33 protein-coding genes are annotated in these 25,543 nt (G+C 70.6%); 18 read left to right on the top strand and 15 right to left on the bottom strand.

Annotated elements, in window-relative coordinates; all coding sequences use genetic code 11:
• Positions 1–116: 116 nt before the first annotated feature.
• From ACZ4U4_RS30650 to ACZ4U4_RS30640, 3 genes are all read left to right on the top strand, one after another.
• Positions 117–1,130: a bifunctional DNA primase/polymerase gene (locus tag ACZ4U4_RS30650; RefSeq protein WP_467881161.1), complete on the top strand. Its 1,014-nt coding sequence runs from the start codon at positions 117–119 to the stop codon at positions 1,128–1,130.
• Positions 1,127–2,692, top strand: coding sequence for a hypothetical protein (locus ACZ4U4_RS30645; RefSeq protein WP_467881158.1), 1,566 nt, complete (start codon positions 1,127–1,129; stop codon positions 2,690–2,692). The genes ACZ4U4_RS30650 and ACZ4U4_RS30645 overlap by 4 nt, the downstream gene beginning before the upstream one ends.
• 478 nt (positions 2,693–3,170) lie before the next feature.
• A complete protein-coding gene (locus ACZ4U4_RS30640; RefSeq protein ID WP_467881156.1) occupies positions 3,171–3,548 on the top strand; it encodes a hypothetical protein in 378 nt (125 codons plus the stop codon).
• Between the two features lie 40 nt (positions 3,549–3,588).
• Here the strand turns inward: ACZ4U4_RS30640 and ACZ4U4_RS30635 are convergent, their stop codons facing one another.
• The 3 genes from ACZ4U4_RS30635 to ACZ4U4_RS30625 form a co-directional block, all read right to left on the bottom strand.
• Positions 3,589–4,002: a hypothetical protein gene (locus ACZ4U4_RS30635; protein WP_467881153.1), complete on the bottom strand. Its 414-nt coding sequence runs from the start codon at positions 4,000–4,002 to the stop codon at positions 3,589–3,591.
• Positions 4,002–4,835, bottom strand: coding sequence for a ParA family protein (locus tag ACZ4U4_RS30630; protein WP_467881150.1), 834 nt, complete (start codon positions 4,833–4,835; stop codon positions 4,002–4,004). Before ACZ4U4_RS30630 ends, ACZ4U4_RS30635 begins: the two co-directional genes overlap by 1 nt.
• A gap of 108 nt (positions 4,836–4,943) precedes the next feature.
• Complete coding sequence (locus tag ACZ4U4_RS30625; protein WP_467881148.1) at positions 4,944–5,624, bottom strand: hypothetical protein; 681 nt, start codon at positions 5,622–5,624, stop codon at positions 4,944–4,946.
• A gap of 88 nt (positions 5,625–5,712) precedes the next feature.
• Here ACZ4U4_RS30625 and ACZ4U4_RS30620 point away from each other — a divergent pair, with 88 nt between their 5' ends.
• Together ACZ4U4_RS30620 and ACZ4U4_RS30615 are read left to right on the top strand one after the other, a co-directional pair.
• Entirely contained in the window at positions 5,713–6,129 is a 417-nt protein-coding gene (locus tag ACZ4U4_RS30620; protein ID WP_467881146.1) for a hypothetical protein, read from the top strand.
• The gene (locus ACZ4U4_RS30615; protein ID WP_467881143.1) at positions 6,126–6,575 is read left to right on the top strand and encodes a hypothetical protein; all 450 of its coding nucleotides are present in this window, start codon (positions 6,126–6,128) and stop codon (positions 6,573–6,575) included. The genes ACZ4U4_RS30620 and ACZ4U4_RS30615 overlap by 4 nt, the downstream gene beginning before the upstream one ends.
• A 68-nt stretch (positions 6,576–6,643) precedes the next feature.
• Here the strand turns inward: ACZ4U4_RS30615 and ACZ4U4_RS30610 are convergent, their stop codons facing one another.
• Positions 6,644–7,084, bottom strand: coding sequence for a hypothetical protein (locus tag ACZ4U4_RS30610; protein ID WP_467881140.1), 441 nt, complete (start codon positions 7,082–7,084; stop codon positions 6,644–6,646).
• A 150-nt stretch (positions 7,085–7,234) separates the two neighbouring features.
• On the opposite strand from ACZ4U4_RS30610, the gene ACZ4U4_RS30605 reads away from it, so the two are divergent.
• On the top strand, positions 7,235–7,471 hold the full coding sequence (locus tag ACZ4U4_RS30605) for a hypothetical protein (protein WP_467881138.1): 237 nt from the start codon (positions 7,235–7,237) through the stop codon (positions 7,469–7,471).
• The gene (locus ACZ4U4_RS30600) at positions 7,468–8,124 is read left to right on the top strand and encodes a hypothetical protein (protein ID WP_467881136.1); all 657 of its coding nucleotides are present in this window, start codon (positions 7,468–7,470) and stop codon (positions 8,122–8,124) included. The genes ACZ4U4_RS30605 and ACZ4U4_RS30600 overlap by 4 nt, the downstream gene beginning before the upstream one ends.
• Here ACZ4U4_RS30600 and ACZ4U4_RS30595 read toward each other — a convergent pair.
• Positions 8,116–8,463 carry a hypothetical protein gene (locus ACZ4U4_RS30595; protein WP_467881135.1) on the bottom strand — a complete coding sequence of 116 codons (348 nt, stop codon included), beginning with the start codon at positions 8,461–8,463 and terminating at the stop codon, positions 8,116–8,118. The two genes, ACZ4U4_RS30600 and ACZ4U4_RS30595, sit on opposite strands and share 9 nt — an antisense overlap.
• Positions 8,464–8,562: 99 nt before the next feature.
• Between ACZ4U4_RS30595 and ACZ4U4_RS30590 the strand changes: the two genes are divergently transcribed.
• The 6 genes from ACZ4U4_RS30590 to ACZ4U4_RS30565 all read left to right on the top strand — a co-directional run bounded on the left by ACZ4U4_RS30590 (position 8,563) and on the right by ACZ4U4_RS30565 (position 11,541).
• Positions 8,563–9,123: a hypothetical protein gene (locus ACZ4U4_RS30590; protein ID WP_467881132.1), complete on the top strand. Its 561-nt coding sequence runs from the start codon at positions 8,563–8,565 to the stop codon at positions 9,121–9,123.
• 120 nt (positions 9,124–9,243) lie between these two features.
• Positions 9,244–9,726, top strand: coding sequence for a hypothetical protein (locus tag ACZ4U4_RS30585; RefSeq protein ID WP_467881129.1), 483 nt, complete (start codon positions 9,244–9,246; stop codon positions 9,724–9,726).
• A gap of 204 nt (positions 9,727–9,930) precedes the next feature.
• The gene (locus tag ACZ4U4_RS30580) at positions 9,931–10,374 is read left to right on the top strand and encodes a hypothetical protein (RefSeq protein ID WP_467881127.1); all 444 of its coding nucleotides are present in this window, start codon (positions 9,931–9,933) and stop codon (positions 10,372–10,374) included.
• Entirely contained in the window at positions 10,371–10,925 is a 555-nt protein-coding gene (locus ACZ4U4_RS30575) for a bifunctional DNA primase/polymerase (RefSeq protein ID WP_467881124.1), read from the top strand. Before ACZ4U4_RS30580 ends, ACZ4U4_RS30575 begins: the two co-directional genes overlap by 4 nt.
• An 8-nt stretch (positions 10,926–10,933) precedes the next feature.
• Positions 10,934–11,287, top strand: a complete 354-nt coding sequence (locus tag ACZ4U4_RS30570; RefSeq protein WP_467881121.1) for a hypothetical protein — start codon at positions 10,934–10,936, stop codon at positions 11,285–11,287.
• A 35-nt stretch (positions 11,288–11,322) separates the two neighbouring features.
• Positions 11,323–11,541, top strand: coding sequence for a hypothetical protein (locus tag ACZ4U4_RS30565; protein WP_467881119.1), 219 nt, complete (start codon positions 11,323–11,325; stop codon positions 11,539–11,541).
• Between the two features lie 16 nt (positions 11,542–11,557).
• On the opposite strand, the gene ACZ4U4_RS30560 is transcribed toward ACZ4U4_RS30565, so the two are convergent.
• Positions 11,558–11,821 carry a hypothetical protein gene (locus ACZ4U4_RS30560; protein ID WP_467881117.1) on the bottom strand — a complete coding sequence of 88 codons (264 nt, stop codon included), beginning with the start codon at positions 11,819–11,821 and terminating at the stop codon, positions 11,558–11,560.
• Positions 11,822–12,258: 437 nt separating this feature from the next.
• Between ACZ4U4_RS30560 and ACZ4U4_RS30555 the strand changes: the two genes are divergently transcribed.
• Complete coding sequence (locus ACZ4U4_RS30555) at positions 12,259–13,032, top strand: hypothetical protein (protein WP_467881114.1); 774 nt, start codon at positions 12,259–12,261, stop codon at positions 13,030–13,032.
• A gap of 146 nt (positions 13,033–13,178) precedes the next feature.
• Here ACZ4U4_RS30555 and ACZ4U4_RS30550 read toward each other — a convergent pair whose 3' ends face one another.
• On the bottom strand, positions 13,179–13,769 hold the full coding sequence (locus ACZ4U4_RS30550; protein ID WP_467881111.1) for a hypothetical protein: 591 nt from the start codon (positions 13,767–13,769) through the stop codon (positions 13,179–13,181).
• Positions 13,770–14,060: 291 nt separating this feature from the next.
• Between ACZ4U4_RS30550 and ACZ4U4_RS30545 the strand changes: the two genes are divergently transcribed.
• From ACZ4U4_RS30545 to ACZ4U4_RS30530, 4 genes are read left to right on the top strand one after another with little or no spacing between them, the layout of a single operon-like run.
• Entirely contained in the window at positions 14,061–14,843 is a 783-nt protein-coding gene (locus ACZ4U4_RS30545) for an AAA family ATPase (protein ID WP_467881108.1), read from the top strand.
• Between the two features lie 45 nt (positions 14,844–14,888).
• Positions 14,889–15,380 carry a hypothetical protein gene (locus tag ACZ4U4_RS30540; protein WP_467881105.1) on the top strand — a complete coding sequence of 164 codons (492 nt, stop codon included), beginning with the start codon at positions 14,889–14,891 and terminating at the stop codon, positions 15,378–15,380.
• Positions 15,377–15,787, top strand: coding sequence for a hypothetical protein (locus ACZ4U4_RS30535; RefSeq protein ID WP_467881102.1), 411 nt, complete (start codon positions 15,377–15,379; stop codon positions 15,785–15,787). The genes ACZ4U4_RS30540 and ACZ4U4_RS30535 overlap by 4 nt, the downstream gene beginning before the upstream one ends.
• Positions 15,780–16,694, top strand: a complete 915-nt coding sequence (locus tag ACZ4U4_RS30530; RefSeq protein ID WP_467881099.1) for a recombinase family protein — start codon at positions 15,780–15,782, stop codon at positions 16,692–16,694. The genes ACZ4U4_RS30535 and ACZ4U4_RS30530 overlap by 8 nt, the downstream gene beginning before the upstream one ends.
• A gap of 54 nt (positions 16,695–16,748) precedes the next feature.
• On the opposite strand, the gene mobF is transcribed toward ACZ4U4_RS30530, so the two are convergent.
• The 8 genes from mobF to ACZ4U4_RS30490 form a co-directional block, all read right to left on the bottom strand.
• Complete coding sequence (mobF, locus tag ACZ4U4_RS30525) at positions 16,749–20,825, bottom strand: MobF family relaxase (protein ID WP_467881096.1); 4,077 nt, start codon at positions 20,823–20,825, stop codon at positions 16,749–16,751.
• Positions 20,826–21,108: 283 nt separating this feature from the next.
• A complete protein-coding gene (locus tag ACZ4U4_RS30520) occupies positions 21,109–21,288 on the bottom strand; it encodes a hypothetical protein (protein ID WP_467881093.1) in 180 nt (59 codons plus the stop codon).
• Positions 21,289–21,481: 193 nt separating this feature from the next.
• Entirely contained in the window at positions 21,482–22,120 is a 639-nt protein-coding gene (locus ACZ4U4_RS30515) for a hypothetical protein (protein WP_467881090.1), read from the bottom strand.
• 70 nt (positions 22,121–22,190) lie between these two features.
• Positions 22,191–22,541, bottom strand: coding sequence for a hypothetical protein (locus ACZ4U4_RS30510; RefSeq protein ID WP_467881087.1), 351 nt, complete (start codon positions 22,539–22,541; stop codon positions 22,191–22,193).
• A 79-nt stretch (positions 22,542–22,620) separates the two neighbouring features.
• Positions 22,621–22,914 (bottom strand): hypothetical protein, encoded by a 294-nt coding sequence (locus ACZ4U4_RS30505; RefSeq protein ID WP_467881085.1) that lies wholly within the window; start codon positions 22,912–22,914, stop codon positions 22,621–22,623.
• Positions 22,915–22,961: 47 nt separating this feature from the next.
• Positions 22,962–24,152: a DNA cytosine methyltransferase gene (locus tag ACZ4U4_RS30500; RefSeq protein ID WP_467881082.1), complete on the bottom strand. Its 1,191-nt coding sequence runs from the start codon at positions 24,150–24,152 to the stop codon at positions 22,962–22,964.
• Between the two features lie 69 nt (positions 24,153–24,221).
• Complete coding sequence (locus ACZ4U4_RS30495; protein ID WP_467881079.1) at positions 24,222–24,554, bottom strand: hypothetical protein; 333 nt, start codon at positions 24,552–24,554, stop codon at positions 24,222–24,224.
• A 47-nt stretch (positions 24,555–24,601) separates the two neighbouring features.
• Entirely contained in the window at positions 24,602–25,039 is a 438-nt protein-coding gene (locus ACZ4U4_RS30490; protein ID WP_467881076.1) for a RapZ C-terminal domain-containing protein, read from the bottom strand.
• Between the last annotated feature and the right edge of the window lie 504 nt (positions 25,040–25,543).

The raw sequence follows: 25,543 nt of genomic DNA, 5'->3' as shown, positions 1-25,543 counted from the left end.
GGCGAAGATGGCCCTCAATCGCCAAAGGCGCCCTGGCAGGGGCGCCTCGGCATCAATCCAAACCGGGGTTGTGACGGTCCCGGCTACGTCGAGAGAACAGTTCAGGAGCTCTCAACATGAGGGTACGAGATGGCTCTGCGCAGGTGCCACACCGCCGGGCAACCTACACCAGTTCCTTCCGCCACACCCGGGAAAGATTGCTGGCCAGCGCCCTTCACTACGCCTCACGAGGCATGCATGTCCATCCTCTGTTGGTGGGTGGCAAAGAGCCTCGGTGGAGCAGCTGGGAGAAGCGCGCGACCCTCGATCCCGATCTCATCACCCGGACTTGGAGCCGGGCCCCCTTCAACATCGGCGTCGCCTGCGGCCCATCCAAGCTGATCGCGGTTGACCTTGACGTCCCCCATGAAGGCGATGCACCACCTACCGAATTCGCCGCCGCTGGGGTTGTCGACGGCACAACGATGCTCGCCCTGCTCGTCCAGCGCACCCGCGGCGCCGCGATCACACCGACCATGACCGTGCGTACCCCAAGCGGCGGGCGTCATCTCATCTACCGGGCCCCTACCGGCCTTCGGATCCGCAACACCGCTCGGACCATCGGGTGGCAGATCGATACCCGCGCTACCGGTGGCTACGTAGTGGGGATCGGATCCGTCGTCGACGGCAAGTCGTACGTCCTGGAGAACGGCATCACCCAGCCTGCGGTGCTGCCCGACTGGCTGCTGACCCTGATCACCACTGCTCCTCTGCCACCCAAAGCGGGGGAGCGCATGAGCCGGGCTGAGATCGACGCCCGGCTGCAGGTCCTGAGCAGAGGCGGCACCCGCGAGCAACGGTGGGCAACCGGAGTCCTGCGCTCGGAGTGCAGCGAGCTGGCGGCGATGCCCCCGAACTCCGGGCGCAACGACCGGCTCAACAAGGCGGCGTACCGCGCGGGGCAACTCGTCGCCGCCGGCCTCCTGGACCAGGTCGTCGCCGAGGAGGAGCTGACCGCGGCTGCGACGACGGCTGGGCTCGGCACCGAGTACGCGCACGAGATCGAGAAAACCCTGGACTCAGGTATGCGCGCGGGTCTGAAGCGTCCGCGCTACATGCCGACCGCGCACCGCTTCGGCGGTGCCGCATGACGACGGTAGTTCCCGCGCAGGGCGCGACCTGGGAAGAGGAAGAGGCGCTGGCGCCCGAGGAGATGGTTCCGCCCGGCAAACCGAAGATCGACATCACCAACGAGGCGGAGTCCTTCGAGCGGCTGTTGCGCGTCATGAACGGCCCGGACGTGCCCAAGCTCTACGTCCGCAGCGGCGGCCTGAACTGGGTCACCTCGGACGACAAGGGTGAGCCGAAGATTCACCGGCTCACCTCCGACAACCTGCTGTCGTGGTTCGCCGAGCACGTCGAGACGTACGCGCTCAAGCCGGTGGGCCGCGGGGCGAACCGCACCTTCGAGGAGGTCCGGCAGTACCCCACCGGCCGGACCTGCAGCGCGATCCTCGGTCGGGAGAAGTGGCGGCTGCCGAAGCTGCACGGTGTGGCGACCGCGCCGATCCTGCGCACGGACGGCACGCTTCTGCAGAAGCCGGGGTACGACCCGGTGACGGGGATCTACCTGTTCCCGAAGCTGCGCTCGATGGGTCCGGTCACGAACTCGCCGACGGCAGACAACGTGATGGCGGCGCGCGAGCTGCTGCTGCTCATGCTCTCGGGCTTCCCATGGGTACAAGACAGCGACCGCGCGCAGTACCTGGCGCTGGCGTTCGCGCCGATCCTGCGGCACTACATCCGGTGTCCCACACCCATGGGGCTGGTCACCGCGACCACGATGGGCAGCGGCAAGTCGTACCTGACCTACCTGTTCGAGGAGTTGTACGGGATGGGCACGCTGCCCTGGCCTCGCGACAACTCCGACGAGCTGCGCAAGGCGATCACGACGAAGCTGACTCAGACTGGCGCCCCCGTGATCACGTTCGACAACGTCGACAACGGCGGCTCGCTCAAGTCGCCGATCCTTGCCGACCTCCTCACCAAGGAGTACTGGGAGGACCGCGTCCTGGGATCGACCGCGAACGTCGGTGCGCCGAACGACCGCCTGTGGCTGGCGACGGGTAACAACCTACGGACCGGCGGCGACATGGCCCGGCGTGTCCTGTGGGTCCGCCTGGACCCGGACTGCCCCAACCCCGACCAGCGCGACAACTTCGCGATCGGCGACTTCAAGATCTGGGTGCGCGAGCACTCCACCGAGATCCTCCAGGCGTTCCTGGTCCTCGCCTCGGGGTGGGCGCAGGCCGGGGCGCCACGCCGCACGGTGAAGATGGGCGGCTACTCGGAGTGGACGTCCGCGGTTGCCGGCCTGCTCGACTGGTCCGGCATCCCCGGGTTCATGGCCAACCGGGATGAGACCGCGATCGAGCTGGACGAGGAAGCGGGGGAGTGGCACACCTTCCTGGCGACCTGGTACCGGATCTACGGCAGCGCCCCGAAGGCGACCAAGGAGGTCTTGCAGCACTCCGACGTCAGCGAGGACATGCCACTCAACAGCCGCAACGAGAAGCCGGTACCTCGGCAGCTCGGGCAGTGGCTGAACGCCAGGATGGGCCGCTACTACGGCCCGTACCGGCTCGTGCGGCACCAGGGGCCGCTTCGGGCCGGTGCCCTGTGGTCGGTGTCGAGCCTCGACGAGAAGGCATAGCAGAACAGCGCGCAGATGATCGGGCGGGCGGTGCGTTTCGACGCTACCGTCCGCCCATCTCTATGTCCCGAAAGCCACGTATGCCGATCTAAAGCGTGGAACCGCGTGGGAACCCGTGGGAACGTTCAACGGTTACCACGCACCCTATGAGCTGCGGTTTTGCGACTCTCAGACACCTTGCGTGGGAAGCGTGGCAACGATCCCCTACCCCTCCACGTACGCGTATTTAGGGGCTCCTTTTCATTCTTACGCGCTAGGGCTGGAGGGTCGTTCCCACGGTTACCACGAGAGAGGTGTAATTCGAGTGAAAACAGCAGGTCAGATGGGGCGTGGGAACCCGTGGGAACTTCCCACGGGTTCCCACGCAGTTCCCACGCGCAGGCAGCCGGGTACCGTCCCGGACCCCGGCAAGCCCTCCCCCGCTTTGGGTGGCTGTTCAGGCCGAGAGTTGCCAGTGCAGCGCGCTACGGTGCGGTCCATGGACGGTGTGAGCGCAGAGACCCGGGTACCGGTGCTGCTCGGATTCCTGGCTGGCGAACCCATCGCGAAGGTCCACGAGGTTCGGGTGTGGTGCGAGCACTGTTGCTCGTGGCATATCCACGGAGTCGAGCCATGGGCACAGCCCGGCACGAAGGAGTTGCGGCTCGCGCACTGCTTCGCGCCGGGCTCGCCGTACAAGGAGACTGGCTACTGCATCGAGGTCGCGTACGCGAGGTACGAGGAGGTGCGGCGGCAGGTCCGGAGCGCGACCGCTGGTCAGCAGTTGCTCCTCGCGGAGGGGCGGGTCACGCAGAGCATCGAGAGGATGAGGAGGCAGCAGGCTCCCACCGATTCAAGGAGTCGAAGGAATACCTGAAGGTCAGGACCTCGAATGCCGGGCTCGGACCGGTTGGGTGTCAGGGCTGATCTGCGGCAGGATCTTCGATCTTGAGTTTGCGGAAGTGGGCTTCCAGCGCGTCTTCGACGATCGTCTGGGGGTTGAGGCCGGTCTGCTCCACGGCGGCGCTCAGTTTGCGGTTGGTGGAGGTGAGGAGCCGTACGGTGACACGGATCCGCTGTGGGCCGCGGGGGCGGCCGCGGCGTCGGGGTGCGTATGGATTGCTAGGGGGAGCGGGTGGGGCTGGCGGAGGTGTCGCTTTGTCGCCTGCGTTTGGGCTGGCGGAATGTTCGGGATCTGTCGGGGGCCCGCCCCAGGTGTCGGGGTTGTCCCAGTCCGGCTCCCGGGCGTCGCTGAGGTCGGCGGGGTCCTTCTCGTTTCTCCTACGCTTTTCCTCCTGGGCGGCACGGGCTTTGTCGAGGAAGGTAGCCATCAGCGCAGCTCCTTGAGGTGAGGGAGGGTGTGGGTGAGGATCTCGCCGTACGCCTGGATGAGCAGCTTGGCTTCGCGGCCGGGTGCGGCGGTGATGGGCGCGCAGGCGGTCCGGGCGGTCTCTCGTACGGCGTAGTTCTTGAGGACGGTCGAGGTGACGAGGTCGCCGAAGTCCTCGATGAGGCGGTTTTCCCAGTCGAGGTGGATCTGTCGTTTCTCTGAGCTGCGGGGGACGATGCTGCGGACGACGCAGCTCACTTCGAGTTCTTCGTTGTGGCCGCCTGGACCGTTGATGTGCTCGATGCTCTTCATCGCCTCGACGGCCCCGCTGTATCCGTCGGCGGTGAGAGTGGCGGGGATGACGGCCTTGCGTGCGGCGATGAGTGCGGCGCCCGCGATTTTTCCGCCGGGGCGTGGAGGGACGTCCAGCACGACGAGGTCGAGGTCGTCGCGCAGACCCCAGAGGGCTCTCTTGAACCGGAATTCCATGCCGGTGGTGGAGTCCGTCTCCCTGTTCGCGAACTCGCGGATGCACGGGAGGACCTTGACGTTGGACGGCCATGCGGGGCCGGCGGGCTGGAGTACCTCGTGGGCGATCTCTGCTGGGTCCCGGGGGCGTTTTTTCGGGTCGGTGTAGAAGATGTCGTTCACCGACTTCTCGGGTTCGACGATGCCCATCTCGTCGGTGAGGGTGCAGCGGGGGTCAAGGTCCCCGGCGCCGACATTGAGGCCCCACTCGGCGGCGACTGCCGCCATGCCGGCGGCGATGGAGGTTTTCCCCACCCCGCCTTTCTCGGACACCTCTGCGATGGTGTCCAGCCCGTCAACGGCCATGGTGCTCCTCTGCTTGTGTTGTCTGCAGAGTGCCGATCAGGTAGGCGGAAAAGCAAGCTGACAAGCTGGCTGAATGGTCAGCTAAACAGCCAGCGGAAAAACTGTAAATCAGCTGGTCGCGCGCTCGGCGGCGGTGCGGAGGACGTCGCCGGTGGTGACGATCTGGGCCTGGAGCTGGGCTTTGACGAGCAGGTCATCGGCGGTGGGACGGGGGGCCATGGCCGCGGCGATGAGGTCGAAGAGAGTGACGCCGCCGCGGCGGGCGGCCTCGCGGCGGGTGATCTCGGGCCCGTCTCCCCAGGTCTGCTGCCAGGCCCAGAGCGCCTCGACGGCAGGGGCGGACACCCAGTGGCAGGCGCGGAGCAGCTGCTCGCCCAGGGCGTCGGGCAGGCGCAGTGCCATGCGAGCGGTGTAAGGGGTGGGGTCGAGTTCGCTGCTGCGGCCGTAGTGGCGGGGACCGGCGCCGACACGGCGTCCGGGCGCGCCCTGGTGTTCGTCGGGCACCGGCTTGTACGGGCCATCCATGCCGCGGCGGGTGAGTTCGGCGCGGACCTCGCGGGCGAGGATGAGGTCACGGGTCCCGGCCAGGCGGCCGGCGGCTCGCTCGGCGGCGAACCGGGCCCGGACCCGGCCTCGGGCCTCGCTCAGGGCCCGGCCCCGTAGGTACGGGATGCCCTCGGCCTCTCGCTGCGAGGTCAGCCAGTCCTCCTCGGCCGTCCGGGCGGCCTTGGTGACGTCCTTGAGGGAGGAGAGCACGGTGGGTTCGACAGCGACGACGAAGGACTTCATGGGCGAACTCTAGCTAGATAATCCGCCGCCCTCGGTGGGGGAGACTGCGGGTCCCGGTACGAGAGATCCGGTATGAGGAGGGGATGGCATGGCGGAGGAGATGCGGGCGGCCGAGGCACGGCTGGTGCTGCGGTACCTGGAGGCGCTGTTCAGGGAGGACGCCGAGGCCGCGCGGTACATCGAGGCGGAGGCGCCCGAGCTGGGGGTGTGGACGGCCCGCTGGCTGTCGCAGTCCGCGGAGCGGCTGATGCTCCGCGCGGCGGGCGCCGGCCGGGCGCGGACGCCGCGGGCCGCCGCGAAGGTCGAGCAGCGGATTGTCTCCGATCCGGTGGCGGGCGTCTCGCGGCTGCTGGTGGACGCGGTGGAGCGGTGGGCGGCCTGCGGCGGCGCGGCGGAGGAGATCGGGCGTACGGCGCTGGCGTACGTCATGAGGGTGGCCCGGGTCGACGAGCCGGGCATGGCGGATCTGCTGGTGCGGATGCGGGCGCAGGCGGAGGCACGATGACGGCGCGGACGCCGGTGACGGGGTGGGAGCACGCGGTCTCCGGCGCGGACGCCCTCGTCGGCTGGGACCTGTCGGCGCAGCAGGACGCCGCCCGCGCGGAGTGGATGACCGCGTGGCGCCGGGAGCTGGTCGTGACGGTCGCGGCCGCCCTGCACCAGGCGGGCGCCGGTCTGCCTCCCGGCCCCGGGCTGCGCGGTGTGCAGCTGGCCGACGTGCTGCGGGTGCTGGAGCGCGACGGGCTGGCGGCGCTGCGTGCGGCGCCCGCGCCGGACGACCTCGGCGCCGAGCAGCGCTCCGCGCTGCTGGGCGGGGCGCCGGCGGAGGCCGAGCGGGTCGTGGCGGAGGCGGCCGGGGCGGTGCGGCGCCAGCTGGAGGCGGGCGGCGGGACGCTTGGCGGCCGCGCCCAGGCCCACGCCCTGATGGCCTGGACCGGCGAGGACTGCTGAGCCCGGTGCCGCCCGCGGCACGGCGAAGGGCCCGCGCCGAACGGCGCGGGCCCTGTCCGTACGGGCGGTCAGACTGAGGTGGCGGGCGCCGTGACAGCCCAGGTCTCCCACTCGTCCCGGCCGCGGGCCTGGATGGCGAGGCGGCGGGAGACGGCGGTGGACCGGGGCACCGCTAGGGCCCGGCCGAGGTCGGAGTCCCGGTCGCCGCGGTCGGCGTGCGCGCGGATCGCGGCGGCGAGCACGCCCTCGATGCGGGGCTGCAGGTGCCGGCCGACGGCGGCGAGGACGTCGGTGTAGCCGCCGCGCATCTCGTCCAGCGCGTCAATCTCCTCCTGCGGGAGGGCGGCGCCCTCGCGCAGACGGGCGAGGGCCAGCAGCAGGACCTCGGCGGCGGCCGCGATCTGCCGGGCGTCGGGGCCGAGGAGCGCGGCTTCCTCCGGGGTGAGCGAGATGGTGATGTCGAGCCCGCGGTAGAGGGCGTCATCGTCGGTGGCGTAACGCGGAGGCATGAGAAGCCCCTCCCAACCAGAGTGACGAACAGTCGCCACAATGTAGCGAATATTCGTCACTGTCGGGAGGGTGCGGCGCCGGGTAGCACGGCGCGCCCGGGAGCACCGGCCCGCCAGCTCTGGGAGATCACCACCCGCGCCGACGCGGAGGTGACCGGCGCCCGCTACGAACGCAGGCCCGCCGGCTACTACCCGCACCTCGCCCTCGCCTACGGCACCGACGAACCCGCAGACCGCCGGGCGATACGGATCGCGCTCTCCGACCACCCGGGTGAGCCCACCGCGATCGGAATCGACCGGCTCACTCTCGTGGCACAGGAGCATGACGGTCGGCACCTCACCTGGACCCACCTCGCCGACGTCCCGCTCACCGGGGCGCCCAGGTGAGGACCGCCGCCGACGACGTCCGCCACCGCGCCGCGCACGCGGGCATCCTCGCCGGTCACACCCCGCCGGCGTCCGCCGACCCGGTACACCCGGCGGAGATCTGGTGCACCGCCCTGCTGCCCGACACCGTCTGGTGGGACTCCGCCGCCGTGCACGAGAGCGCCCATGCCGTCCTGGCCTGGATGGTCGGCCTCACCCCCCGCGGCATGAGGCTGGACACCGACCGGGACCAGCGGCTCGGAGGAGTGGTCGACCTGACCGGCGAGGCCGACGCGCAGCACTTCTCGGTCGTCTGGATCGGCGCCGCGCCCGCCCAGGCCGACATGCTCGCGGCCGCGGGCTACACCCACCCGGAACTACGCCGGTGCGTCGACTACGGCGGTTCCGGTGACCGCGCCCACATCGACGGCTACGAAGCCGACGGCCTGGTCGTCGACCGGACCCAAGCGGCCGCCGACGCCCGCCGCCTGCTCGCCATGCCCACCGCCGCCGCGGCGCTCACCGCGCTCACCGAACGGCTGAGGGCCGAGCTGGTGCTGGGCGCCCAGCAGATCGCCGCTGTGCTGCAAGACCACCACCTGCCCCAAAGCTGCGACGCCTGGGCGCCGCGCCGCCGCCAGCGGGTGGTGCCGCTGTGCTGCTGGTCAGACTGACGGCGGGCCCGCCGTGAGGATCGCCTGCCGCAGCGCGGCGGTGCTCCAATCGGCATCGGGGTAGGTCCAGCGGTGCTCGCAGGTCTCGCACCACCACACGACAGGATCGCCGTCCCACCTCCCCCGCAGGTGCAGCTCCTCGACGGCGGCGCACGCGGGACAGGCCAGAGGCTGCCGGGACGACCGCCAGGTCGGACAGTCGCTCGATGCGCAGTCACATCCGGGCGTCGTGACGATCACCGTCCCGACCGGCACGTCCCAGACGGACGACGGGTCCACCCACGCGGGGCGGAGCAGGACACCGAGGGACTCGATACAGGCGGCCGCAGTCAGATCCATCCCGGCACGGTACCGCCCACCTAGACATGCAGACTCAGAGTCTGCATACTTGGATTATCGCCAGCCAAAAGGCGGGCGGGAATGGGGAGGGTCAGCATCATGTCCGTACGCCTGCACGCCGGTCTCCGACTCAACACCGCCGCCTGGGAGGGCGTCGCACTGCGCTGCAGCTCGACGCGGATGCGTCAGATCCTCGACGAGCTGGGCCCTGCCGCGCTGGGCCGGAGCGTCACCATCCACGAGGCAGGCCACGCTGTCGTCGGCCTGGCCACCGGGCACCGCATCACCGGGATGAGGATCACCGGCAACGGCCTCAACCACGGGCAGACCGACTACGGCCCGGCGCCCGAGATGCTGCTGACGTACCACAACGCCATGGCAGTGGCGGGCCTGCGGGCACAGCTGCACTGGCTCAAGGACATCCGTGCCAGCCGCCTGCCGCTCGACTACGCCGAGCGGCAGGCCGACAGCGACCTGAGCCACATCACCGACACCGCGACGGAGTGCGGCGTGGACCCCGAGAAGGCACGCAGCGACGCGGAGCGCCTGGCCGACCAGCTGCTGCGCTTCCACTGGCAGGGCGTCGAGGCCATCGCGTACGAACTGGACGTCCGCGGCTCCCTCACGGGGCCGCAGATCCAGCGCCTGTCCGGCATCTGACCAGCACCCGGCAGCGGAGGAGGCGCCCGAACGCCCTCCCCCGCTTTGGGTGGCACCAGGGCCAAAGAAAGCAGCGAAAAAGCCCGCAATATTGCGGGCGTAAATCTGAGGGAGGGTGTGATGTGGGGGAACGTGGTCGCGGTCCTCGGCACGCTGGCGGGTGTGCTGCTCGCCAGCGTGACGCAGCGGTGGACGGAGCGGCGTGCCCAGGCCGACCAGCACCGGCAGACGGTGGCTGACAGGGTCGGTGACCTGCTCGACGCAGTACTGGAGTACCGGGAACTGCACTGGCTCCAGGTCGACGCTCTGCGGGCGGGGGAGGGGGAACCGGTCGACCGGGCGACCCGATACCGGGCCCGCAGCGCGGTCACCCGAGCGCGCGACCGGCTCGCGCTGACGACGACCGACCCGGCGCTGCGGGCCGCCTCGGACGAGGCCGCGTGGAGTGCCCTGGAACTGAGCGACATCGAGGTCGGGCAACCCCAGAACGGGCGGTTCGACGTGACGGTGGAGGCGGCGCTCGCCGCAGGACGGGACCGCAGCCGCGACGCGCACAGCGCACTGCGCGACGCCGCTACGAGGCTCGCCAATCGGGTTCGCTGACTGCGGATCAACTTGTTGCTACAGTCGGGCCGCGGCCTTGGGCCGTGGGCCCGGCTCAAGGCCCGGTGCGATCGGCCCAGACCGATCGCGTACTACCGCAGGTGCTCCGCGCCGAGCCACCTCATGCACATCACCTTTGCTGGCCTCGCTCTTGGCGGTCGGTGAGTCTGGGATCACCGCGAGCCGCGGAAACGAGAGCTTGAGATGCCGAAGAACCACAAGCGCAAGAAGGCCCTGAAAAACCTGAAGGACGAGCTGGGCATCAAACACGCCTGCGCAATCGCGCTCCTGGACCACCCCGACGCCGACGAGCGCGAGACCCTGGAGCAGTACCTCGCCGAGTACATCGACATCACCGAGTACACGCAGGCCGTCGCCTACCTCCGGCAGGAGCAGGCTGACCCGCGCAACCAGGTCCTGTGCGACCGGTGCGGCTGGTTGATGGGCATGATCTGCCCGGAGTGCGAGCGGGGCTGCGGCTGCGAGTACGACTGCACCGGCTGGAGGCACGAGGAGATGCGGGCCGCGACCGGCGACTACGACCCGGACGACGACCCCAACGCCTGCCCGGAGTGCGGGGCCGGCGGCGGAGGCGACCCCTACGGCGAGTGCTGCTGCTACGAGGACGACGAGGACGAGGCCGCATGAGCACGGCGACCGACGTCGAGGCCGCCGTACGGGCGGCGGGCCGGGGCCTGGCCCTGTTCCCGCTGCCCGCCGGCGGCCGGGTCCCGACACCCGGGTGGCAGCGGCGCGCGACGTCCGATCCGGCCGCGCTCGTGCAGCTGCTCGCCGACGGCGCGAACGTCGGCGTCGGCTGCCGGGCGTCGCAGGTCGTCGCTCTGGACCTGGACGTGCATGAGGCCGACGGCCCGGCCCGCAACGGCATCGAGACGCTGCGGACCCAGCTCGACATCCGGGGCCTGGCCGACTGGCCGGAGACCTTCACCGTCATGACGCCGCACCAGGGCCTGCACCTGTACTTCCGGGTGCCGGCGGACTGCACCATCGGCAGCGTCTCCGGCGGACGGTCCCCGCTCGGGCCCGGGATCGACGTCCGCGGCCCCGGCCGCCGAAGCGGCGGGTACCTTGTCGGGCCCGGCTCCGTTGTCGAGGGCTTGCCGTACCTCATCGTCCGCGACGTACCGGTGGCGCCGCTGCCCGACTGGATCGACCAGCGCCTCCAGGCGCACCGGTAGGAGGGCCAGTGTTCCCCGTCCCCGAACTAATCGAGCGCATGGCGGCCTGCGACGAGTGCAGGAAGTTCGCCGTCGAGTACGGCATGAACCTCATCGGCTCCCGGCGCTACGGCGCGGAGCCGCGCGACTGGGGTCTGCCCCTCACCACGAGCCGGGTCGACCTGGACAACCACCTGATCCTCACCCACAGCGAGTGGCTGCCTGAGCGGCAGCCGGACTGCGAGGTGTGCGATTCGTGGCGCGTGTACTGCGCCATCGGGCCGATCGTGGAGCTTGAGGCGTGGCACCGGGCCGAGCATCTGTGCGAGCCGCTGCGAGAGATCTGCACTCCCGGCGACTTCAGGATCACCACCCTCATGTGAAGCACGGCCGACAGCACGAGAGCGGAGAGTGGCTAATGTTCAAGATGCTGGGTGCAGAGCTGCGCCGCCGACGGCTGACAGCAGCAGCACGCGAACTCACCGAACGGAACTCCAGGGGCTCCCTGTTCGGTGACTACGGGCCGCGGGCCACGGAGCCTGCAGACCTTGTGGTCACGGCGTACGCCCGATGGCAGATGCACATCACCGAGGAGGAAGCAGCCGATTACATCGCAGAATCCCAGGTCACGCCCTAAGCAGGGGATGGACCGGTCAGACGTGCTGAGGGTCGAGCACCTCGAAGATCTTCTCCATCGCCTGCCGGCCCAGGGCGGGGTCCCCCGGCCAGGGGACCCAGGTGTGCCCAGCGGGGCAAGTGACGCTCTCCAGGTGCGTACGGGTGCCGCGCACCGCCAAGTCGCGGTCCGCTCCGCATGTCGGGCAACACAAAGTCCAGGTGGTGACCGCCAGCGGGGGTTCAGCCTTCTCGAAGTACGTGGAGTCCCCGAACAGCGCGGCGTCGTAGAACGCTTCCATCTGGGGGTCGGCAGTCTGGCCAGTGATCCGTCCGACCCGCACTTCGTACCGCGTATCCATGTGCCCTCCCGCCGGTGCAAGGCCCCTCACGGTACCGGCGCGTGGGGTGGTTGCGGGAGTGGAGACCGCTTGGCTGATGCGGCGATGGAGGCTGGCACCCTGCCCCCGGCCGGGCTCGTGGAGACCTGACGGCTTCGTACGAAGGGCGAAGTCCTCTGAGGAGACCGGTCCTCACACCTGTCTGTCTTCAGGCGGCATGGTCAACGTGTGCTGTGGGGCAGTCTCTGCCCATGTCGAAGCAAAAGCGGGGCAGGAAGCACCGAACGCCTCAGAAGCGGGCCCCAAGCAGTCCATCGGTACCGCGTCCGCGCGGGGCGGCTCCGGTGTTGCCGGGCGGCGGGTTGCCGCTGCGGGGGAGTCTGGACCTTACGGCGCGGATGCTGCAGCACGCGAAACCAGATCAGCTGGTGGAACTGGTGCTGCCGTACCTATGGGCAGCGCTCGTCGACGGCCGCATGCCGGCGAACGTATGTGTCGACGCATGCATGACGCTGCGCAACGCATACGGGCAGCTCGGAGTGCGGGCCGAGTTGCTCCCGGTCGACCTGACGATCCGGACCCCGGACGGAGGCGGAACCCGGTACGGCTCGCTCACGCCCAGCTGGACCGGCACCTCGTGGAACGGCCACTGCGTGCTCGTCCTGCCTGAAGCCGAACGATTCGTAGACGCCACGGTCGAGCAGTTCGAGGAAGTCCGCGAGATCGGGATGGGCCCGATGGTCGGCAAGGTGGCCCTGTCGACCCACGGCACGCAGGGCGATTTGATGATGACGCCAGGGGCTCAGGTGGTACTGCAGCGGGGGGACCTGGCGCTGGGCTACACGGTCGCCGAGCGCCAGGCGCTGGCCTCCATCGTGGAGCACCCGGAAGCCATCGCCCACGCGGACGGCCACCTGCGTACCGGGGTGAACGTCGCGTCCTTCGCCCTGATCGCCTTCCGCGGAGACGGTGTCCGCGGCCGGGCGATGCAGGCCCCTCACCCAAGACTGCGGGCCCTGCTGCGCGGGGTCGGAGACGCCCCGTACGAAGCGGACAGGGAGTCCGGGGACGTGCATTTCCGCCTGCCGGACGAAGTGGGCCAGGAGCGGTGGCTGAGGCTGGACGAGATCCCGCTCCCACCGACTACCCCGGCCGCATGGCCGCGCCCGTAGCGGCGTCGTCCGAGATGGAGCAGAGAGCCCTGGTGGGTAGTCGCCGCCGGGGCTCTCTGCTTGGGCTGGTCCGATCAGCAGGGGAGGCGAAAACGGTCGAAGGCGGCCTCGCCGGGTGGGCGGGGCCGCCTTCGAGGGGCGGGGCGTCAGGAGGTCGGGGCCTCAGCCTTCGCGTAGGCGGCGTCGACATCTGCTCCGGTCCCGGCGAACTTGTACTTCTCCCAGGCGGACTGGCGGGCGACACCGAGTGCGGTGGCGACCTTCTGCCAGGACTCGCCCGCCCTTCGCGCGCGGCCCACCGCAATGCTTCGCTGCGGCTCGATGATTGCCTCCAGGTCGCGCAGCGCTCCGAGGGCGGCGAGCGGTCGCTCTTCGGCGAGGCTGTAGAGGCGAAGCACGAGGTCGCTCAGCTCCTCGGCTACCTCGCGCGGCGGGTCGGCGACGGTAGCGCCGGTGATGTGCTCCTCCCAGTCCGCCTTCACCTGCGCGGCGGTCGCAGAGGGGTTCGCCGCATTTAGCGCACGGCTCGGGCCGTGCCAAACGCACTGGCACTCGGCACGCAGGGCCACCGGGTCTCCGGGGTACAGGTGGAAGGTCACCGAGCCGGTTTCGCTCCAGGCGTCCCATTCCTGCCACTTATGCCCATTCCAGATCCGCCGGTCCGGCTCGCCGTTGACAGTCAGAGCGCGCGCCAAGCCCTCGTGATGGCGGCGCCCGTCACGATCGTCATCCCACATCTCGTACTCCCCAAGTAGAAGCGTCAGGACACCCTGACATCACCCCCGCTGTCAGGTCAACCTGACAGCGACAAGCGTTCGTTGATCCGTCGCCCCAAGGGGGGCGGAAACGATCGTTTCCGCCCCCCTCCCGTGATCCATTGCGGCAGCTAGCCCAAAAGGGTGAAAAACGGGCTCTAGGGCCTGATGGATCCATTGGAATCCATTCCGTACTTGCGCCCCCCCTTTTCGCCCCCTAGGGTGGTGACCGGACGCCGAGCCGCCCCGGCACGGCCGAACCGAGGGGAACCCATGTCCCTACACGTCCTCGCCCGAGCCCAGTTCGACCTCGCCGGATACGTCTTCGGCTGGCAGCTCCACCGCGACGGGGGGCGCTACCTGGACTCCCACAAGACCTTCACCGACGAGGACTTCGACCGCGATGTCGAGGCGGCGATGGAGTGGGCCGAGCAGATCATCGGCACACCGCAGAACTGGCATCACACCCGCGCCGACGGTCCCGAGCGCTGGATCGCTGCGGGCGCCGAACCGATCACCACCCAAAAGGTGCGCAAGTCACGGGCGGTGGACACCAGCGTGCTGCGGGACCTGGAGCCCGGCACGCTGGTGGTCGCGATCGGCCCCGGTGCCGCAGGCAAGACGAGGTTCGCCGACGATGCCTTCCTCAACGAGGCGGCAATCGAGGAGTTGCTCTCCCTCGACTTCCTGCGCGGACAGATCGGCACCGACGAGGGTGACCAGACCGTCACCCCCGCTGCTGTGGAGCGGCAGAACCAGCTCCTCGCCCAGCACCTGAGCACCGGGACGACTGTCTTCCTCGACTCCACCAACGTGGAGCCGGGCATCCGGGCCGACCTCATCGAGCAGGCCCGGCGGCACGGGCGCCCGATCGTCGGCCTGCGATTCCTCCCCCACCTCGACATCTGCCGGGCCCGCAACAGCAAGAGGCCGGCCAACCGCCGTGTGCCCGACGATGTCCTCGCCTGGCAGCACTCCCTCGCACGAAAGGCCACCCCGCAGACCCTGATCGCGGAGGGCTTCACGGCCGCCCACGACATCGTCACCCCGCTCTGAGCAGCCCACCCACCACGGCGTCACCTACCCCATGAGGAGTCCTCTGTGAGCACGGCCGACCACGAGCACTGGAAGTCCCTGACCGTCCGCCGACCCGACGACGTCCGCCTGGAGACCGGCGGGCCGGTTCCTCTGCCGTGGCAGATGGAGCGGTTGACCGCGCACACCGACCGGCTCCGCAACCTTGATCTGCCCGCCGATTTCCCGTACGAGGTCGAGCGGGGTGATGCCAGCGACGCCCTTGCAACCCTCGCCCTGGGGGAATCCATCTGCCGGGACATCGGGTACCAGCAGGGCATCACGGTGCGCGAGACCATCGAACTGGGAGCCACGTGGGCTGAGGTCGCGGCGGCGCTCGACGTCAGCCCCAGCCGGGCTCGCGGCATCCTCTACGCCTGGGCCCTCGGGCAGCACCGGCTGTACGGCACCGACACCGCTGAAGGTAAGGCCCGGCCCTTGGGTATCGACGCGGACGAGTACGCCGCGCTGCTCGCCCTGACCGAGCTGGGTGATGACGAGAGGGTCCACCGCGCATGAACGTCACTCAGCTCATCGACCATGGCGTCCCCGCCGACGAGGCCGGGCCCATCGCCGCGGCCTGGCACACGGTCTACGACGGCATCCGTGACGAACTCACCCAGCGGGTGAAGACCGCCACCGAACTGGGAGGCGACCACGTCCGGTTCAAGCGACTGCGCCGGGAACTGGGCCAGCTGGACCGGTGCACGCACCGGGCCTGCACCCGGTCCGCGCCGGGCTTCTCGGCGAGCGCGGCTCTGCGGCTGATCGAGGAGGTCATGAGGTATCTCCCGCTCGATCTCCGAGGCGACGTCCACCGCCTGGCAGCCCTGCTTGCTGACTGGGCCCGAGTCGAGCACGCCCGCGTGGAGCGCGCGATCCGGCTGCACACCGGCCCACAGGGGGCGGGCGGCGGTCATGACTGACCGCCTGTACCTGCGCCACAGCACGGACAAGCAGACCGATGCCCGCCAGCGCCTCGCGCTCAAGGTCCTCATCGAGGTCGGCGCCCCGGTGTACGAGGACCCGGCGACGTCCAGCCGCATCCTGTCCATCCACCGCACCGGCTTCAAGCAGTTGCTGGACGAGGCGGCGGTCGGCGACACCATCCGGATCGCCGACGCGTCGAGGTTGTTCCGCTCCGTGGCCGACGTCTTGGCCCTGCGTCCGGTGCTCGCCAGGCGGGGGCTGCACCTGCAGGTGCAGTCCGGCCTGCTCTCCGGGATCGACCTCGCGGCCGAAGACTCCGGGACGACGATGGTGACCAACGTGCTTGCCGCGGTGCTGCAGTTCCAGCGCGAGCTGATCTCGGAGTCCACCGTGGAAGGCGTCGCGGCGGCGGCGGAGGCCGGGAAGCGGCTGGGCCGGCCGTCCGCGCTGAGCGAGGACCAGGCCGCCGACATCGTCCTCGCGCACCAGGAAGGGGCCGCGGTGAAGGCGCTCGCCCGGCGGCACGGCACCTCGCCGAAGACCATCCGCCGCGTCCTGGATGCCGCCGGGGCCCGCGAGGTGCCCGACGACCTGTCCTCGCTGCTCGACGGCGACGAGGGTCAGGCGGTGGCTGCCGACCCGGCGATGGTGGTCGATGTCCCCGGCCTGGTCGCCGAGCACCTGGCCGACGTCGCCGACGACACGATCCGCCAGGCGCTCGCCGCCGGGCCGACGATCCGCCGGGGACAGGGCTACTCGGTGCGGGCGAGCGCCCCGGCCAGCGTGCACGCGGCGATGGTCGAGCGCTCCGCGCGGATGACGTCACCCGCTGGCCGCAAGGCCCACCGCATCCACGCCGCCCGTGTCCAGCGATGCCTCGACGCTCTTGGGGCCGGGGCCTGACCCCGGACAGGCTCGGCCCCGGTCCGTCTTCGACGGACCGGGGCCGTCCCGCGTCTACAGGGAGAATCCCCGGGGCGCCCGGGGGGTGGGCTGGTCGTACGCGTACGTGGCCTGCTGCTGTGCTGCGGTCCGCTGACGCTGCGACTCGGCGCGCTCGGCCCGGCCCGCCGTCTCCTGCTGGTGCAGGCGGGGGAACATCTCAGCGATGGCCGTGCGCTGCTGCTGCTCGGCGCGGGCGACGGCCGCGGAGCCGCGCAACGACTCTGCCCGCCCCTTTTGGGTGGCTGCCTGTTGCGCGAGGGTGCCGAGGCGCTGCTGGTCGCGTACGTCGCGCTCATGTCCCTTCCGGGAGGCGACGGACCGCATCTCGTCCAGGGCCTCGGAGACGTCCTCGACGGTGCCGGGCACCGGCCTGCGGGCCCCGAGCGCCTCGGCGTACGGGCTGCTGCTCACGAGGGACCATGCCTGCGTCAGGTGCTGGCGGGCCTCGGTCCGCGCACGGCTCGCCTGCTGCCAGGCGGCCGCCCGCTCGGCCGTGTACTGCCGGGTCGACTCGCGGTGCTCCTTGCGAGAGGTCCTGGCCAGCCGCAGGGCGAGCCAGCCTTTGTTATCCAGCGCGGACAGCTCGGTGAGCCACTCGGTGCGCTCCTCGGCGGTGCGCGCCTGCTGCGCCGCCGTGTCGAGGTCGCGGTGCACCGTGGAGAGCAACTGCTGCGCCTGGTCGAGGACCGCTCCGGCCTCGGCGGCCCACACCTGTCCCCGGGTCTGCCCCGTACGGGCGGCAGCCTCCAGGCGCTCCGATAGCTCCTGCCGCTCCTGCTCGGATTTCTGGGCCCGCTCGTCGCAGTCCCGGGCCGCCTGACGGTACTGCGCGATCCGGGCGGCCAACTGCCGGTCGGTGTCCGTCCCGTACGGACGGGACGTCCACGGCTCGACCTCCCGCTCGTCCGTCATGCGGCGCAGGGCCTCCAGACGCTCCCGGGAGAGCCGCGGCGCCTCCGGCTCGGTGCGCTGGATCGCCGTGGACTTCGCACGGGCCGCCCGCACCGACGGCGCCCGCCTGCGCTCAGCTTCGGCGCGGGCCTCGTCCGCGGCGACGACGCGCTGCGGCGGCACCGGTGCGGGGGCCGGAGGAGCGTGGAGCCGGTCGGAGACCATGCTGTCCGGCCGGGATTGGCCAAGGAACCGAGCGAAGGCACCGATCGCGCGTTCCAGGCGCTCCCGCTCGCTGCGGGCTGTCCCGAGCCGGGCCTGTGTCTCGGCGTCCTCGACTGCGGCGAGCGGGAGCCAGAGGTGGTTTTCCCGCCGCCCGCGGGTGAGACCGGGGTACGTGGCGAAGGCGCCCGCGCCGTGCCCGTACAGCAGGGATGTGGTGCAGGTCAGCCCCTGAGCCGCGGCCACCGTCATGGCGTAGCCCAAGGAGAGCGCGCCCCCGGCGACCTGCTGGGGCGTCACCCACCCCGACTCGTGCCGGACGCCGCCGTCGGCGGTCCGGTCGGGCACCTGCCAGGTGATCTCGACGCGCCGCTGCTCGTCGAGTCCGGTGACGACGGCGCGGTAGCCGTTGAGCATGTCCGGGCCCTGCCCGCGCCTGCTGCGGTAGTCGTTCTGGCGGACGCGGACGACGTCGCCGACCGCCAGGGTGAGGACGGCGCCGCCGGGCAGCGCGTAGGTGTGCTCCTCGCCCAGGTCGCCGGCGGCCCGGCGGATCTGCTGGGCGCCGAGATTGAGGGCGTCGACATCGGCGTTGCGGGCGGCGAGGACCGCCATGTGGGAGATGAGGTCGTACGGGGCGCTCCACTCCCCGCGCCGCAGCTCGTCCCAGGCCATGAGGATCTGTGAGCGAGCCTCGTCTGCGGTCTCGGCGGCGTGGACGCGGCCCCCGTCGGCGAGCATCCGCAGGGCCTGGTCGTGGTCGCCCGTCCGCCACACTTCCAACGCGGCGCGCTCGGCCGCGTCCTCCTGGCGGCGGTTCTCGGTGAGCGTCAGCCCCCGTACGACACGGTGGGTCTCGCGGAACCAGCCGCCGGGTCCGACCGCTTGGAGCTGGAGGTGGTCGCCGAGCGCCACGACCTTCGTGCCGGTGCGCGCGGCCTCGGCCATCAGCACGGCGGCCGCGCGATCGTCGACCATCGTCGCCTCGTCGACGACCAGGACGTCGAGGCCGCGCAGCCCCGGGCCGCTCTCGATCTGCTGCAGCCAGGACGCCACCGTCCGGGCCGGGATGCCGGACACGTCCGTGAGCTGTTTCGCGGCGGCCGAGGCCAAGGTGGCGCCCGCGTAGGTGGCGCCGGTGGCATCCCAGCCGATCCGGCACGCCTCCATCAACGTCGACTTGCCGGCGCCCGCGACGCCGACGAAGGCGTCGATGCCGTGCCCGGCGGTCAGCACCCGCGTCACCGCAGCGCGCTGCTCGGCGGACAGGGCGAACCCGGCCGCGATCTCGAAGACGTCGAGCGCGGCCGCGGCCTGCTCGGCGGTCAGTTGCACCGTGCCGCTGCCGTACCGGTCCAGGGCCTCCCTGCGGACCAGGGCCTCGGCGTCGAGGATGTCCTGGGTGGTGTAGCGGGCGGTGGACGTCATGACGGTGGAGCCGAGCGGCGGCAGCGGCACGGCGTAGCCCTCGACGGCCAGGACGTCGTCGGCGAGCGCGTCGAGCGTGCCGGGTGCCCCGTCGATGCCGCCGGGCAGCGCTCGGCCCACCGCGGCCAGGAGCTGGGCCCGGCTGAACTCCTTGTGTGAGGAGGTCAGCCCGGTCTGCGGGTCGAAGACGACGGCGGCGAGATCGGCGGCCGGAGGTATGTGGGGGCCGGGTCGGGCAGGCCCGCCCGACCCGGAGCCATCCCCGCCACCGTCGGGGCCGGGCGCGGCGGCCGCGACCACGGCGTCGACGTCGCCGACGACGGCCTGTGCACGCTCACGCCAGCTCGTGCGCATCGCGGCGGTGGACGCCTCGACCTTCGCCCGGCGCAGCTGCGCGCTGACGCGGGCCTTGTCCTGGCGGGAGGCGTCCGTACCGGCCTGGGCGTCGACCGCGGCCGCGCGTCGGGCGAAACTGTCGCGCAGCTCCTCGGGGATGCCGCGTACCTCCCAGGCCCCAGTCCGCTCCTGCTGTTCGCGCTGGACACCGAACTGTTCGGCGCTCAGGGCGCGGACGCGGGCCTTGAAAAACGAGTCGGCGGCGGACGCGTGGCGGTGCAGGTCCTGCCCGGAGTTGGCGATGGAGCGCCAGCGCCCGTCCTCGCACCGGGCCATGTTGGCGATGGTGAGGTGCAGGTGCAGGTGCGGATCGCCCGGCTGCCCAGCCGTCACTGGACGGGCAGCGAGGTGCTCCACCGACCAGCCCAGCAGCCCGCCGGCCGCCAGCCGTACGGGGCGGCCGTCCTTGCTGCCGACCGCGTAGGCGGTCCACCGCTCCAGCTCCCGGAGGGTGTCGGCGGCGGCCTGGTGCACCAGGGCCCGGTAGGCGTCCGCGCGCTCGGCGTCGAGGAGCCCGGCGAGCACGCTGTCGCTCTTGGGGACATCGAGGACGAGGTCCCAGCCCCGCACCCTGCTGTCGAGGCGCTTGTCGGCGTTGGCCCGGGCGCGCTCCAGTTCCTCGGGGCTGTAGATGTCGCCGAGGTCGATGCCGGCGGCGCGCGCCAGCTTGTGCAGCGGGCCGAGGAGGGAGCGGTGGGCCTCGCCCCGGCGGTGGACCATCCGCTGCATGCGCGCAGCCGCGCGTTGCTGCTTGGGCTTGCCGTCGAGCAGCTCCTCGACGGTGAGGCCCCGCCCGGCTGCCGCAGCCTCGACGGCGGCGACGAGGTGGGCGGTGGTGAGCTGGGCATCGGGATGCGCGCGCGCCCCCGTCGGCGTCGCCACGAGCCGCGCCCCCGTCTCTGGGTGGCACCCGGCCATCAGACGGCGGGCAGCGTCCCGCGCCTCGTCATCCAGGCGCTCACCTTCGACGAGGCCGATATCCGTGAGGCCGCTGCCCATCCAGATCAGGGCCCCGTCCCCGTCGGCGCGCAGCCGGTAGTCCACCGGCGCGTCCGCGGTCGGCCCGTCGACCGTGAGCACGGCACAGCCCGCCTGGGCACGCAGCCGGTACTCCACCTGGTCGTCCGCCGTGATCGCCGTCAGCCACGCCACCGGCCACGCTCCTCCCGTCCAGGCCCCATCGGGCCGGGGTTCCCCGTAGGGGAACCCCCTTTGTCCATCCCCTGTTTTTGATCATGAAGTGCGGAGCTGGTTCAGCACCGAACGCACGATCGGAGATCTGCCCTTACCTGAGCACACCGGGTGGACCAAGCTGGGCGCGGGGGCGGCAAACGAAGAGGCCCCCGGTTCTCCGGGGGCCTCTTGGAGGGCTGAGTGCCTGCTGCTCTCCGGCGGCGTCCGACCGGCGGGCGAAGGTCGGACGGCGCCGGGTTGGTCAGGAGCCGATCGATCCGATCGATCCGATCGATCCGCCGGTGATGATGACGCCGCCGTTCACATCGCCATTGATCACGGTCCCGGTCTGGTCGCCGTTGACGTAGGTGTAGTCGACGTCCCCGCCCGCCTGGATGACGGTCGCGGAGTCGGTCGCCTCGGCGTAGTTCTCCGTGCTCATAGCAAGTCCCCTCATCGTTTTCGCTGACTTTCTGGCCCGCTTTCTCGCTGGCCACAACACAATAATGCAGACTCGAAGTCTGCATGTCTAGTGGGTTCGCAGACTTCCAGTCGCCATGTTTTGTTTCTGCAGGCCAGAAGCATGGCGGGGGCCAGGGTCCGGAAGGACCCTGGCCCCCAGGCTTGAGTGGCCGTCAGACAGCGGCGGGCACGCGCGCGTCGTACTGCTCCACAGCCCAGGCGAGGGCCGCGCAGGTGTAGATGAACCAGTACCCGTACTCGGTGAACTGCCAGCCGCTCGTGTCGAACTCGAACCCGTCGAACTCGAACCCGGCGATGGCCGCCCGTGCCCCGCCCTCGGTCTCCAGGTCGACGTCGCTGTAGTCCGAGAAGAAGTACTCCTCGACGCCGTCGAGCAGCCCCGGGTGGTCGCCCTCAGCCTCCTCGGCGGCCTGCTTGATGTGGGCGCGGACCCGGTCCTGCGCGTAGGTCTCGACGTCGCGCTCCCCGTGAGGCTGGACCTTCTCAGCCCAGTAGCGGGTGTCGTGCTCCCAGGTGGTCCCGCTCGCCATGCAGTCCCGGAAGAAGGCGATCATGTCGTCGTCGCGACGGAAGATGTGGCTGCCGGTGTGCCCGGTGATCGCCAGCGAGCCAGGCCAGGTCATCACCTCGAACCGGTAGGCGCTGGCCCTCGGGCTCAGCTCGACCTCCAGGTGCCGGTAGAGGCCGTCGTCGCGGCGGACGGTCAGCGTGCCGCCCGCTGAGTCAGCAGCGAAACGCTTCTTGATCTCGGCGATGCGGGCCTTCAGCTCGGCGTCCGGAACAACAGTCATGGCAGATCCTCTCCTTCTGGGGCCGGTCCGACCCCTCGGGTACAACGAACGGCGTATTCGCCGGGTGTGGTCAGACGGTGGTGTGGCTGGTCTGTGGGGAGACCAGGGCCTGGCGGACGCGGGCGACGCGCTCGCCGGTGTAGTCACCGGCGTACGCGGCGGCCTCTTCCAGGTCCTCGGCCTCGTCCTCCAGCTCCTCGTCCCGCAGCCGGGCGGCGAGGTCGCTGAGCAGGTCGGAGACCTGGTCGAGTACGGAGCGGCCGGAGGTGGTGTCGTCGTAGAGGACGTGCAGGACCTCGGCGAGGTCGGTGACGTCCGCGGTGTCGCCCAGCGCGACGGTGCGGAGCTGGTCGAGGCCGAGGGTGATGCCGGCGAGAGCGGTGGTCACCGCGTCCATCTCGGGGATCTCGTGCTGCGTCATTTACTGCTGCCTTTCTCGATGGCTTTTCAGCGGGCGATATATGCGGTCTATCTAGCCAGATAGACCGCATATGCCGAGTTCACGGGGCGGTGTACCAGTAGACCGGGACGGCGCCGGTATGCCCAGGGTCTGCGTTCACGATCCAGATCCCGTCGTCCCGCAGCTCGGTGCGGGCCCAACCGGGGACGATGTCGCGGCGGACGTCGATCTCCATGTCCGGGCCCGCACCGAGGTTGGTCTCTCCGGCGTACACGCGGTAGAGCCGGTTCAGTGCGGCGATGGCGCGACGGAGGTTCGTCGTTTCCGCCATGGCCCCCTCGTTGCAGTCGTAGAGCGGGACTCCGTAGTAGACCGCGGCGGGTTCGGTGAGCATATGTCGCTGCCTTTCTTGATGGCTTTTCAGCGGGCGGAATGTGCGGTCTATCTAGCTTGATAGACCGCACATTCCCATGTCACAGAGCTGCGATGAGGAGCGCAGCGACGCCGAGGAACAGGTGGTGGAACGACTGATCGAGCGCATACGCCCCGGTGCCCAACGACGAGACTGTGGTGTGGCCGCGTCGCGATGGTGCTCAGGGGCTCTGCGGTCGTGCGAACCGCCGCCTTGCGCCCGTTGGGGACCACCAGCGCGTGGTGGCGTCCCTGGGCCGAGAGGGCAGGCACCGTCCCGGTGACCGGCACCGCCGTGCCGTTGCGGCGCAGGACCGCCACATGGGCGGCGTCGCCGAACATCTGCAGCCCCGCCGCGATCCGGCGCCGCGTCGACTCGGCGTACGGGGTGAACGTCTTGCGGTCCGGGCGGCCGTCGCCGACCCGGCGCCCCTCCAAGCCCCAGTCGATGATCTCGGCGACCGGCCGGGTGGTCGGGGTGAGGATCTGGTGGCCGCACCGCCGATTGGGACAGCGGTAGTCGTACTGGACGCCCCATTTGCCGATCTGGCGGCGCGCCGGGTTCCGCCAGACCTGGCGGGCCCTGACCGGGCCGCACTCGGGGCAGACCGCAGCGGGCCTGACCTCCAGGTCTGGCTGCCGGATCCCCTCGCGGGTGAACACGACGTAGAGCCGGTCCCGCATCTGTGGCGCCAGGGCGTTGGTCTCGTCGCCGAGGTGCGCGGACGAGGCGCAGACGATCTGGTGACGGTATCCGAGGATCTTCATCCCGTTCAGCCACCAGTCGAAGAGTTCCCAGTCCGTCGCGAACTCGACGACGTTCTCGCACATGACGACGTCGTAGCGGTGCACCTCGGTGGCCGCAATGATGTCGAGAGCCGTGGCCCGGGTGCGGCAGAACGTCTCCTGGCGGGGAAGCCCATCCAGGTCGAGCGCCACCTGACCGCGAGTGCGGCGCCGGCCCCCGGCCGGGGCAATCTCCGTGCAGATGGGCGAGCCCCACAGCACACGGGTCTTCGGCAGCCTGCGCTTGTCCGTGTTGTTGATGTCCGCGCACAGATGCTCGGCGTACCGGTGGTTCGCCGCGTGTGTGCGGATCGCCACCTGATCATGGTTGGCCGCCAGGCGCAGGACGTACCCGGTCTCCACCAACCCTGTCGAACTGCCCCCCGCCCCACAGAACAGGTCCGTGAAATCGACGTCACCGTCGTACCGGAACACCTAGTCCTCCCTCACTCATTCTTGCTAGATAAAGCGGGATGCTGGCTGCACCCCGCTCGCTGGCGGCTTCTACAGCCAGCGGAAGGTGTCGCGGATCTCAGAAGCGGCGCTGGAGAGGTTTTCCCCGTTCAGCCGTCCGTCGAAGTCGTCGTACGGGTCGTCCATCTCGTCGAAGACCGCAGTGGACGCGGCGTCCAGGACGCTGGCGAACGCCTCGTGCACCCCGGCCGTCTTGAGCGCGTCCACCACGTCATCGTGATTGGTGCCGCGGCGGATGGCGTCGGCGAGAAGCCGCAGGGCGGCAGCCGCTGCCGGGGCGAGGGCGGTCAGTGCCTCGTCGGTCTCGAAGCCGCGGCGGTCGGCGGCGGTCTCGACTGCGGTGACTCGGGCGATCTCGCTCATGTCAGTGGTCTCCGTTCTCCGGCCGGGGCCGCGCGTCGGGGTGAGGGTCAGCGTGCGATGACGTCCTTGCCGAGGTCCCGATGGACGAGGGTCACCTGGTGGGCGGTGGTGCGCCGGGTCAGAACGTCGACCAGGCCCAGCTCGGCCGCCATCTCGGTGTCCCCGGTGAGCAGGGCGGTCAGCGCCATGGCCACCGTCGCGGCGCGGTGACGGCCGCCGGCGCATCCCACCGCCACGGTGGTCTCGACTGCGGACGGTCCGGCGGCGTAGGCGTCGATGGCGGCCGCCGTCGCGATGACCAGGTCGCGGATGCCTGCGGTGGTCATGACCGTCTCGCGGACCTCGGCGTGCTCCGCGGTCAGGTAGCGCATCCGGGGACTGACGTGCGGGTCCCTGAAGTGGCGGCGGAGGTCCAGGGTCAGGTGGGCCTCCGGGGCGCCCTCCGGGTGTCCGTAGCCGAAGGAAGTGATGGTCACCGTGTTCATGCTGCCTCTTTTCGCTGCCATTTCGGCCCGCTTTTCCGCTGGCCACAACTCAATGATGCAGACTTGGAGTCTGCATGTCTAGTGGATTCGCCGACTCTGGGTCTGCGTTTCGGCGAATGCCCAGTTCGGCGGGCGAAAGATTCCCCTCGGTCGGCGCCTGCCTGTCGGAGGAGGGGACTAGCAGACGGGCGCGGACGCGCCCGGCACATCCGACTGCGGGTCTGTGCGGTCCGCGCGTTCACCGGCGGCGGCCGAACCGGCCGCGGAGCGGCCTCCCGGCCGCCGCCGGGCGCGGACCGCCTCCTGCCGTACCTCACGCGCCTCGCTCCGCCCCGCGCGGCCGTTGAGCGCTGCGGCCCGGCCCGCCCTTCTCGCCACCCAAAGCGGGGGAGGGCGGCGGGCCGCAGCGCCGCCGCCGGCCCTCAGTAGTCGATCCAGATGACCGGGACAGCGTCGGGGTGGCTGGCGTCGTCGAGCGCCAGGACGTCCGGACCGTCGAAGACC

It is taken from the genome of Streptomyces sp. NPDC029159, assembly GCF_055564055.1.
Note: the sequence above shows the minus strand (reverse complement) of the source record. Positions and strands in the feature narration are given on the sequence as shown.

Coding starts and splice junctions, on each gene's coding strand:
- ACZ4U4_RS30620 (WP_467881146.1), top strand. CDS start 5,713: ATGGCGGAGGAGATGCGGGCGGCCGAGGCACGGCTGGTGCTGCGGTAC.
- ACZ4U4_RS30640 (WP_467881156.1), top strand. CDS start 3,171: ATGGACGGTGTGAGCGCAGAGACCCGGGTACCGGTGCTGCTCGGATTC.
- ACZ4U4_RS30625 (WP_467881148.1), bottom strand. CDS start 5,624: ATGAAGTCCTTCGTCGTCGCTGTCGAACCCACCGTGCTCTCCTCCCTC.
- ACZ4U4_RS30550 (WP_467881111.1), bottom strand. CDS start 13,769: ATGTGGGATGACGATCGTGACGGGCGCCGCCATCACGAGGGCTTGGCG.
- ACZ4U4_RS30595 (WP_467881135.1), bottom strand. CDS start 8,463: ATGGATCTGACTGCGGCCGCCTGTATCGAGTCCCTCGGTGTCCTGCTC.
- ACZ4U4_RS30505 (WP_467881085.1), bottom strand. CDS start 22,914: ATGCTCACCGAACCCGCCGCGGTCTACTACGGAGTCCCGCTCTACGAC.
- ACZ4U4_RS30535 (WP_467881102.1), top strand. CDS start 15,377: ATGAACGTCACTCAGCTCATCGACCATGGCGTCCCCGCCGACGAGGCC.
- ACZ4U4_RS30520 (WP_467881093.1), bottom strand. CDS start 21,288: ATGAGCACGGAGAACTACGCCGAGGCGACCGACTCCGCGACCGTCATC.
- ACZ4U4_RS30565 (WP_467881119.1), top strand. CDS start 11,323: ATGTTCAAGATGCTGGGTGCAGAGCTGCGCCGCCGACGGCTGACAGCA.
- ACZ4U4_RS30615 (WP_467881143.1), top strand. CDS start 6,126: ATGACGGCGCGGACGCCGGTGACGGGGTGGGAGCACGCGGTCTCCGGC.
- ACZ4U4_RS30510 (WP_467881087.1), bottom strand. CDS start 22,541: ATGACGCAGCACGAGATCCCCGAGATGGACGCGGTGACCACCGCTCTC.
- ACZ4U4_RS30610 (WP_467881140.1), bottom strand. CDS start 7,084: ATGCCTCCGCGTTACGCCACCGACGATGACGCCCTCTACCGCGGGCTC.
- ACZ4U4_RS30490 (WP_467881076.1), bottom strand. CDS start 25,039: ATGAACACGGTGACCATCACTTCCTTCGGCTACGGACACCCGGAGGGC.
- ACZ4U4_RS30575 (WP_467881124.1), top strand. CDS start 10,371: ATGAGCACGGCGACCGACGTCGAGGCCGCCGTACGGGCGGCGGGCCGG.
- ACZ4U4_RS30545 (WP_467881108.1), top strand. CDS start 14,061: ATGTCCCTACACGTCCTCGCCCGAGCCCAGTTCGACCTCGCCGGATAC.
- ACZ4U4_RS30590 (WP_467881132.1), top strand. CDS start 8,563: ATGTCCGTACGCCTGCACGCCGGTCTCCGACTCAACACCGCCGCCTGG.
- ACZ4U4_RS30645 (WP_467881158.1), top strand. CDS start 1,127: ATGACGACGGTAGTTCCCGCGCAGGGCGCGACCTGGGAAGAGGAAGAG.
- ACZ4U4_RS30635 (WP_467881153.1), bottom strand. CDS start 4,002: ATGGCTACCTTCCTCGACAAAGCCCGTGCCGCCCAGGAGGAAAAGCGT.
- ACZ4U4_RS30530 (WP_467881099.1), top strand. CDS start 15,780: ATGACTGACCGCCTGTACCTGCGCCACAGCACGGACAAGCAGACCGAT.
- ACZ4U4_RS30515 (WP_467881090.1), bottom strand. CDS start 22,120: ATGACTGTTGTTCCGGACGCCGAGCTGAAGGCCCGCATCGCCGAGATC.
- ACZ4U4_RS30585 (WP_467881129.1), top strand. CDS start 9,244: ATGTGGGGGAACGTGGTCGCGGTCCTCGGCACGCTGGCGGGTGTGCTG.
- ACZ4U4_RS30560 (WP_467881117.1), bottom strand. CDS start 11,821: ATGGAAGCGTTCTACGACGCCGCGCTGTTCGGGGACTCCACGTACTTC.
- ACZ4U4_RS30650 (WP_467881161.1), top strand. CDS start 117: ATGAGGGTACGAGATGGCTCTGCGCAGGTGCCACACCGCCGGGCAACC.
- ACZ4U4_RS30555 (WP_467881114.1), top strand. CDS start 12,259: ATGCTGCAGCACGCGAAACCAGATCAGCTGGTGGAACTGGTGCTGCCG.
- ACZ4U4_RS30495 (WP_467881079.1), bottom strand. CDS start 24,554: ATGAGCGAGATCGCCCGAGTCACCGCAGTCGAGACCGCCGCCGACCGC.
- ACZ4U4_RS30580 (WP_467881127.1), top strand. CDS start 9,931: ATGCCGAAGAACCACAAGCGCAAGAAGGCCCTGAAAAACCTGAAGGAC.
- ACZ4U4_RS30630 (WP_467881150.1), bottom strand. CDS start 4,835: ATGGCCGTTGACGGGCTGGACACCATCGCAGAGGTGTCCGAGAAAGGC.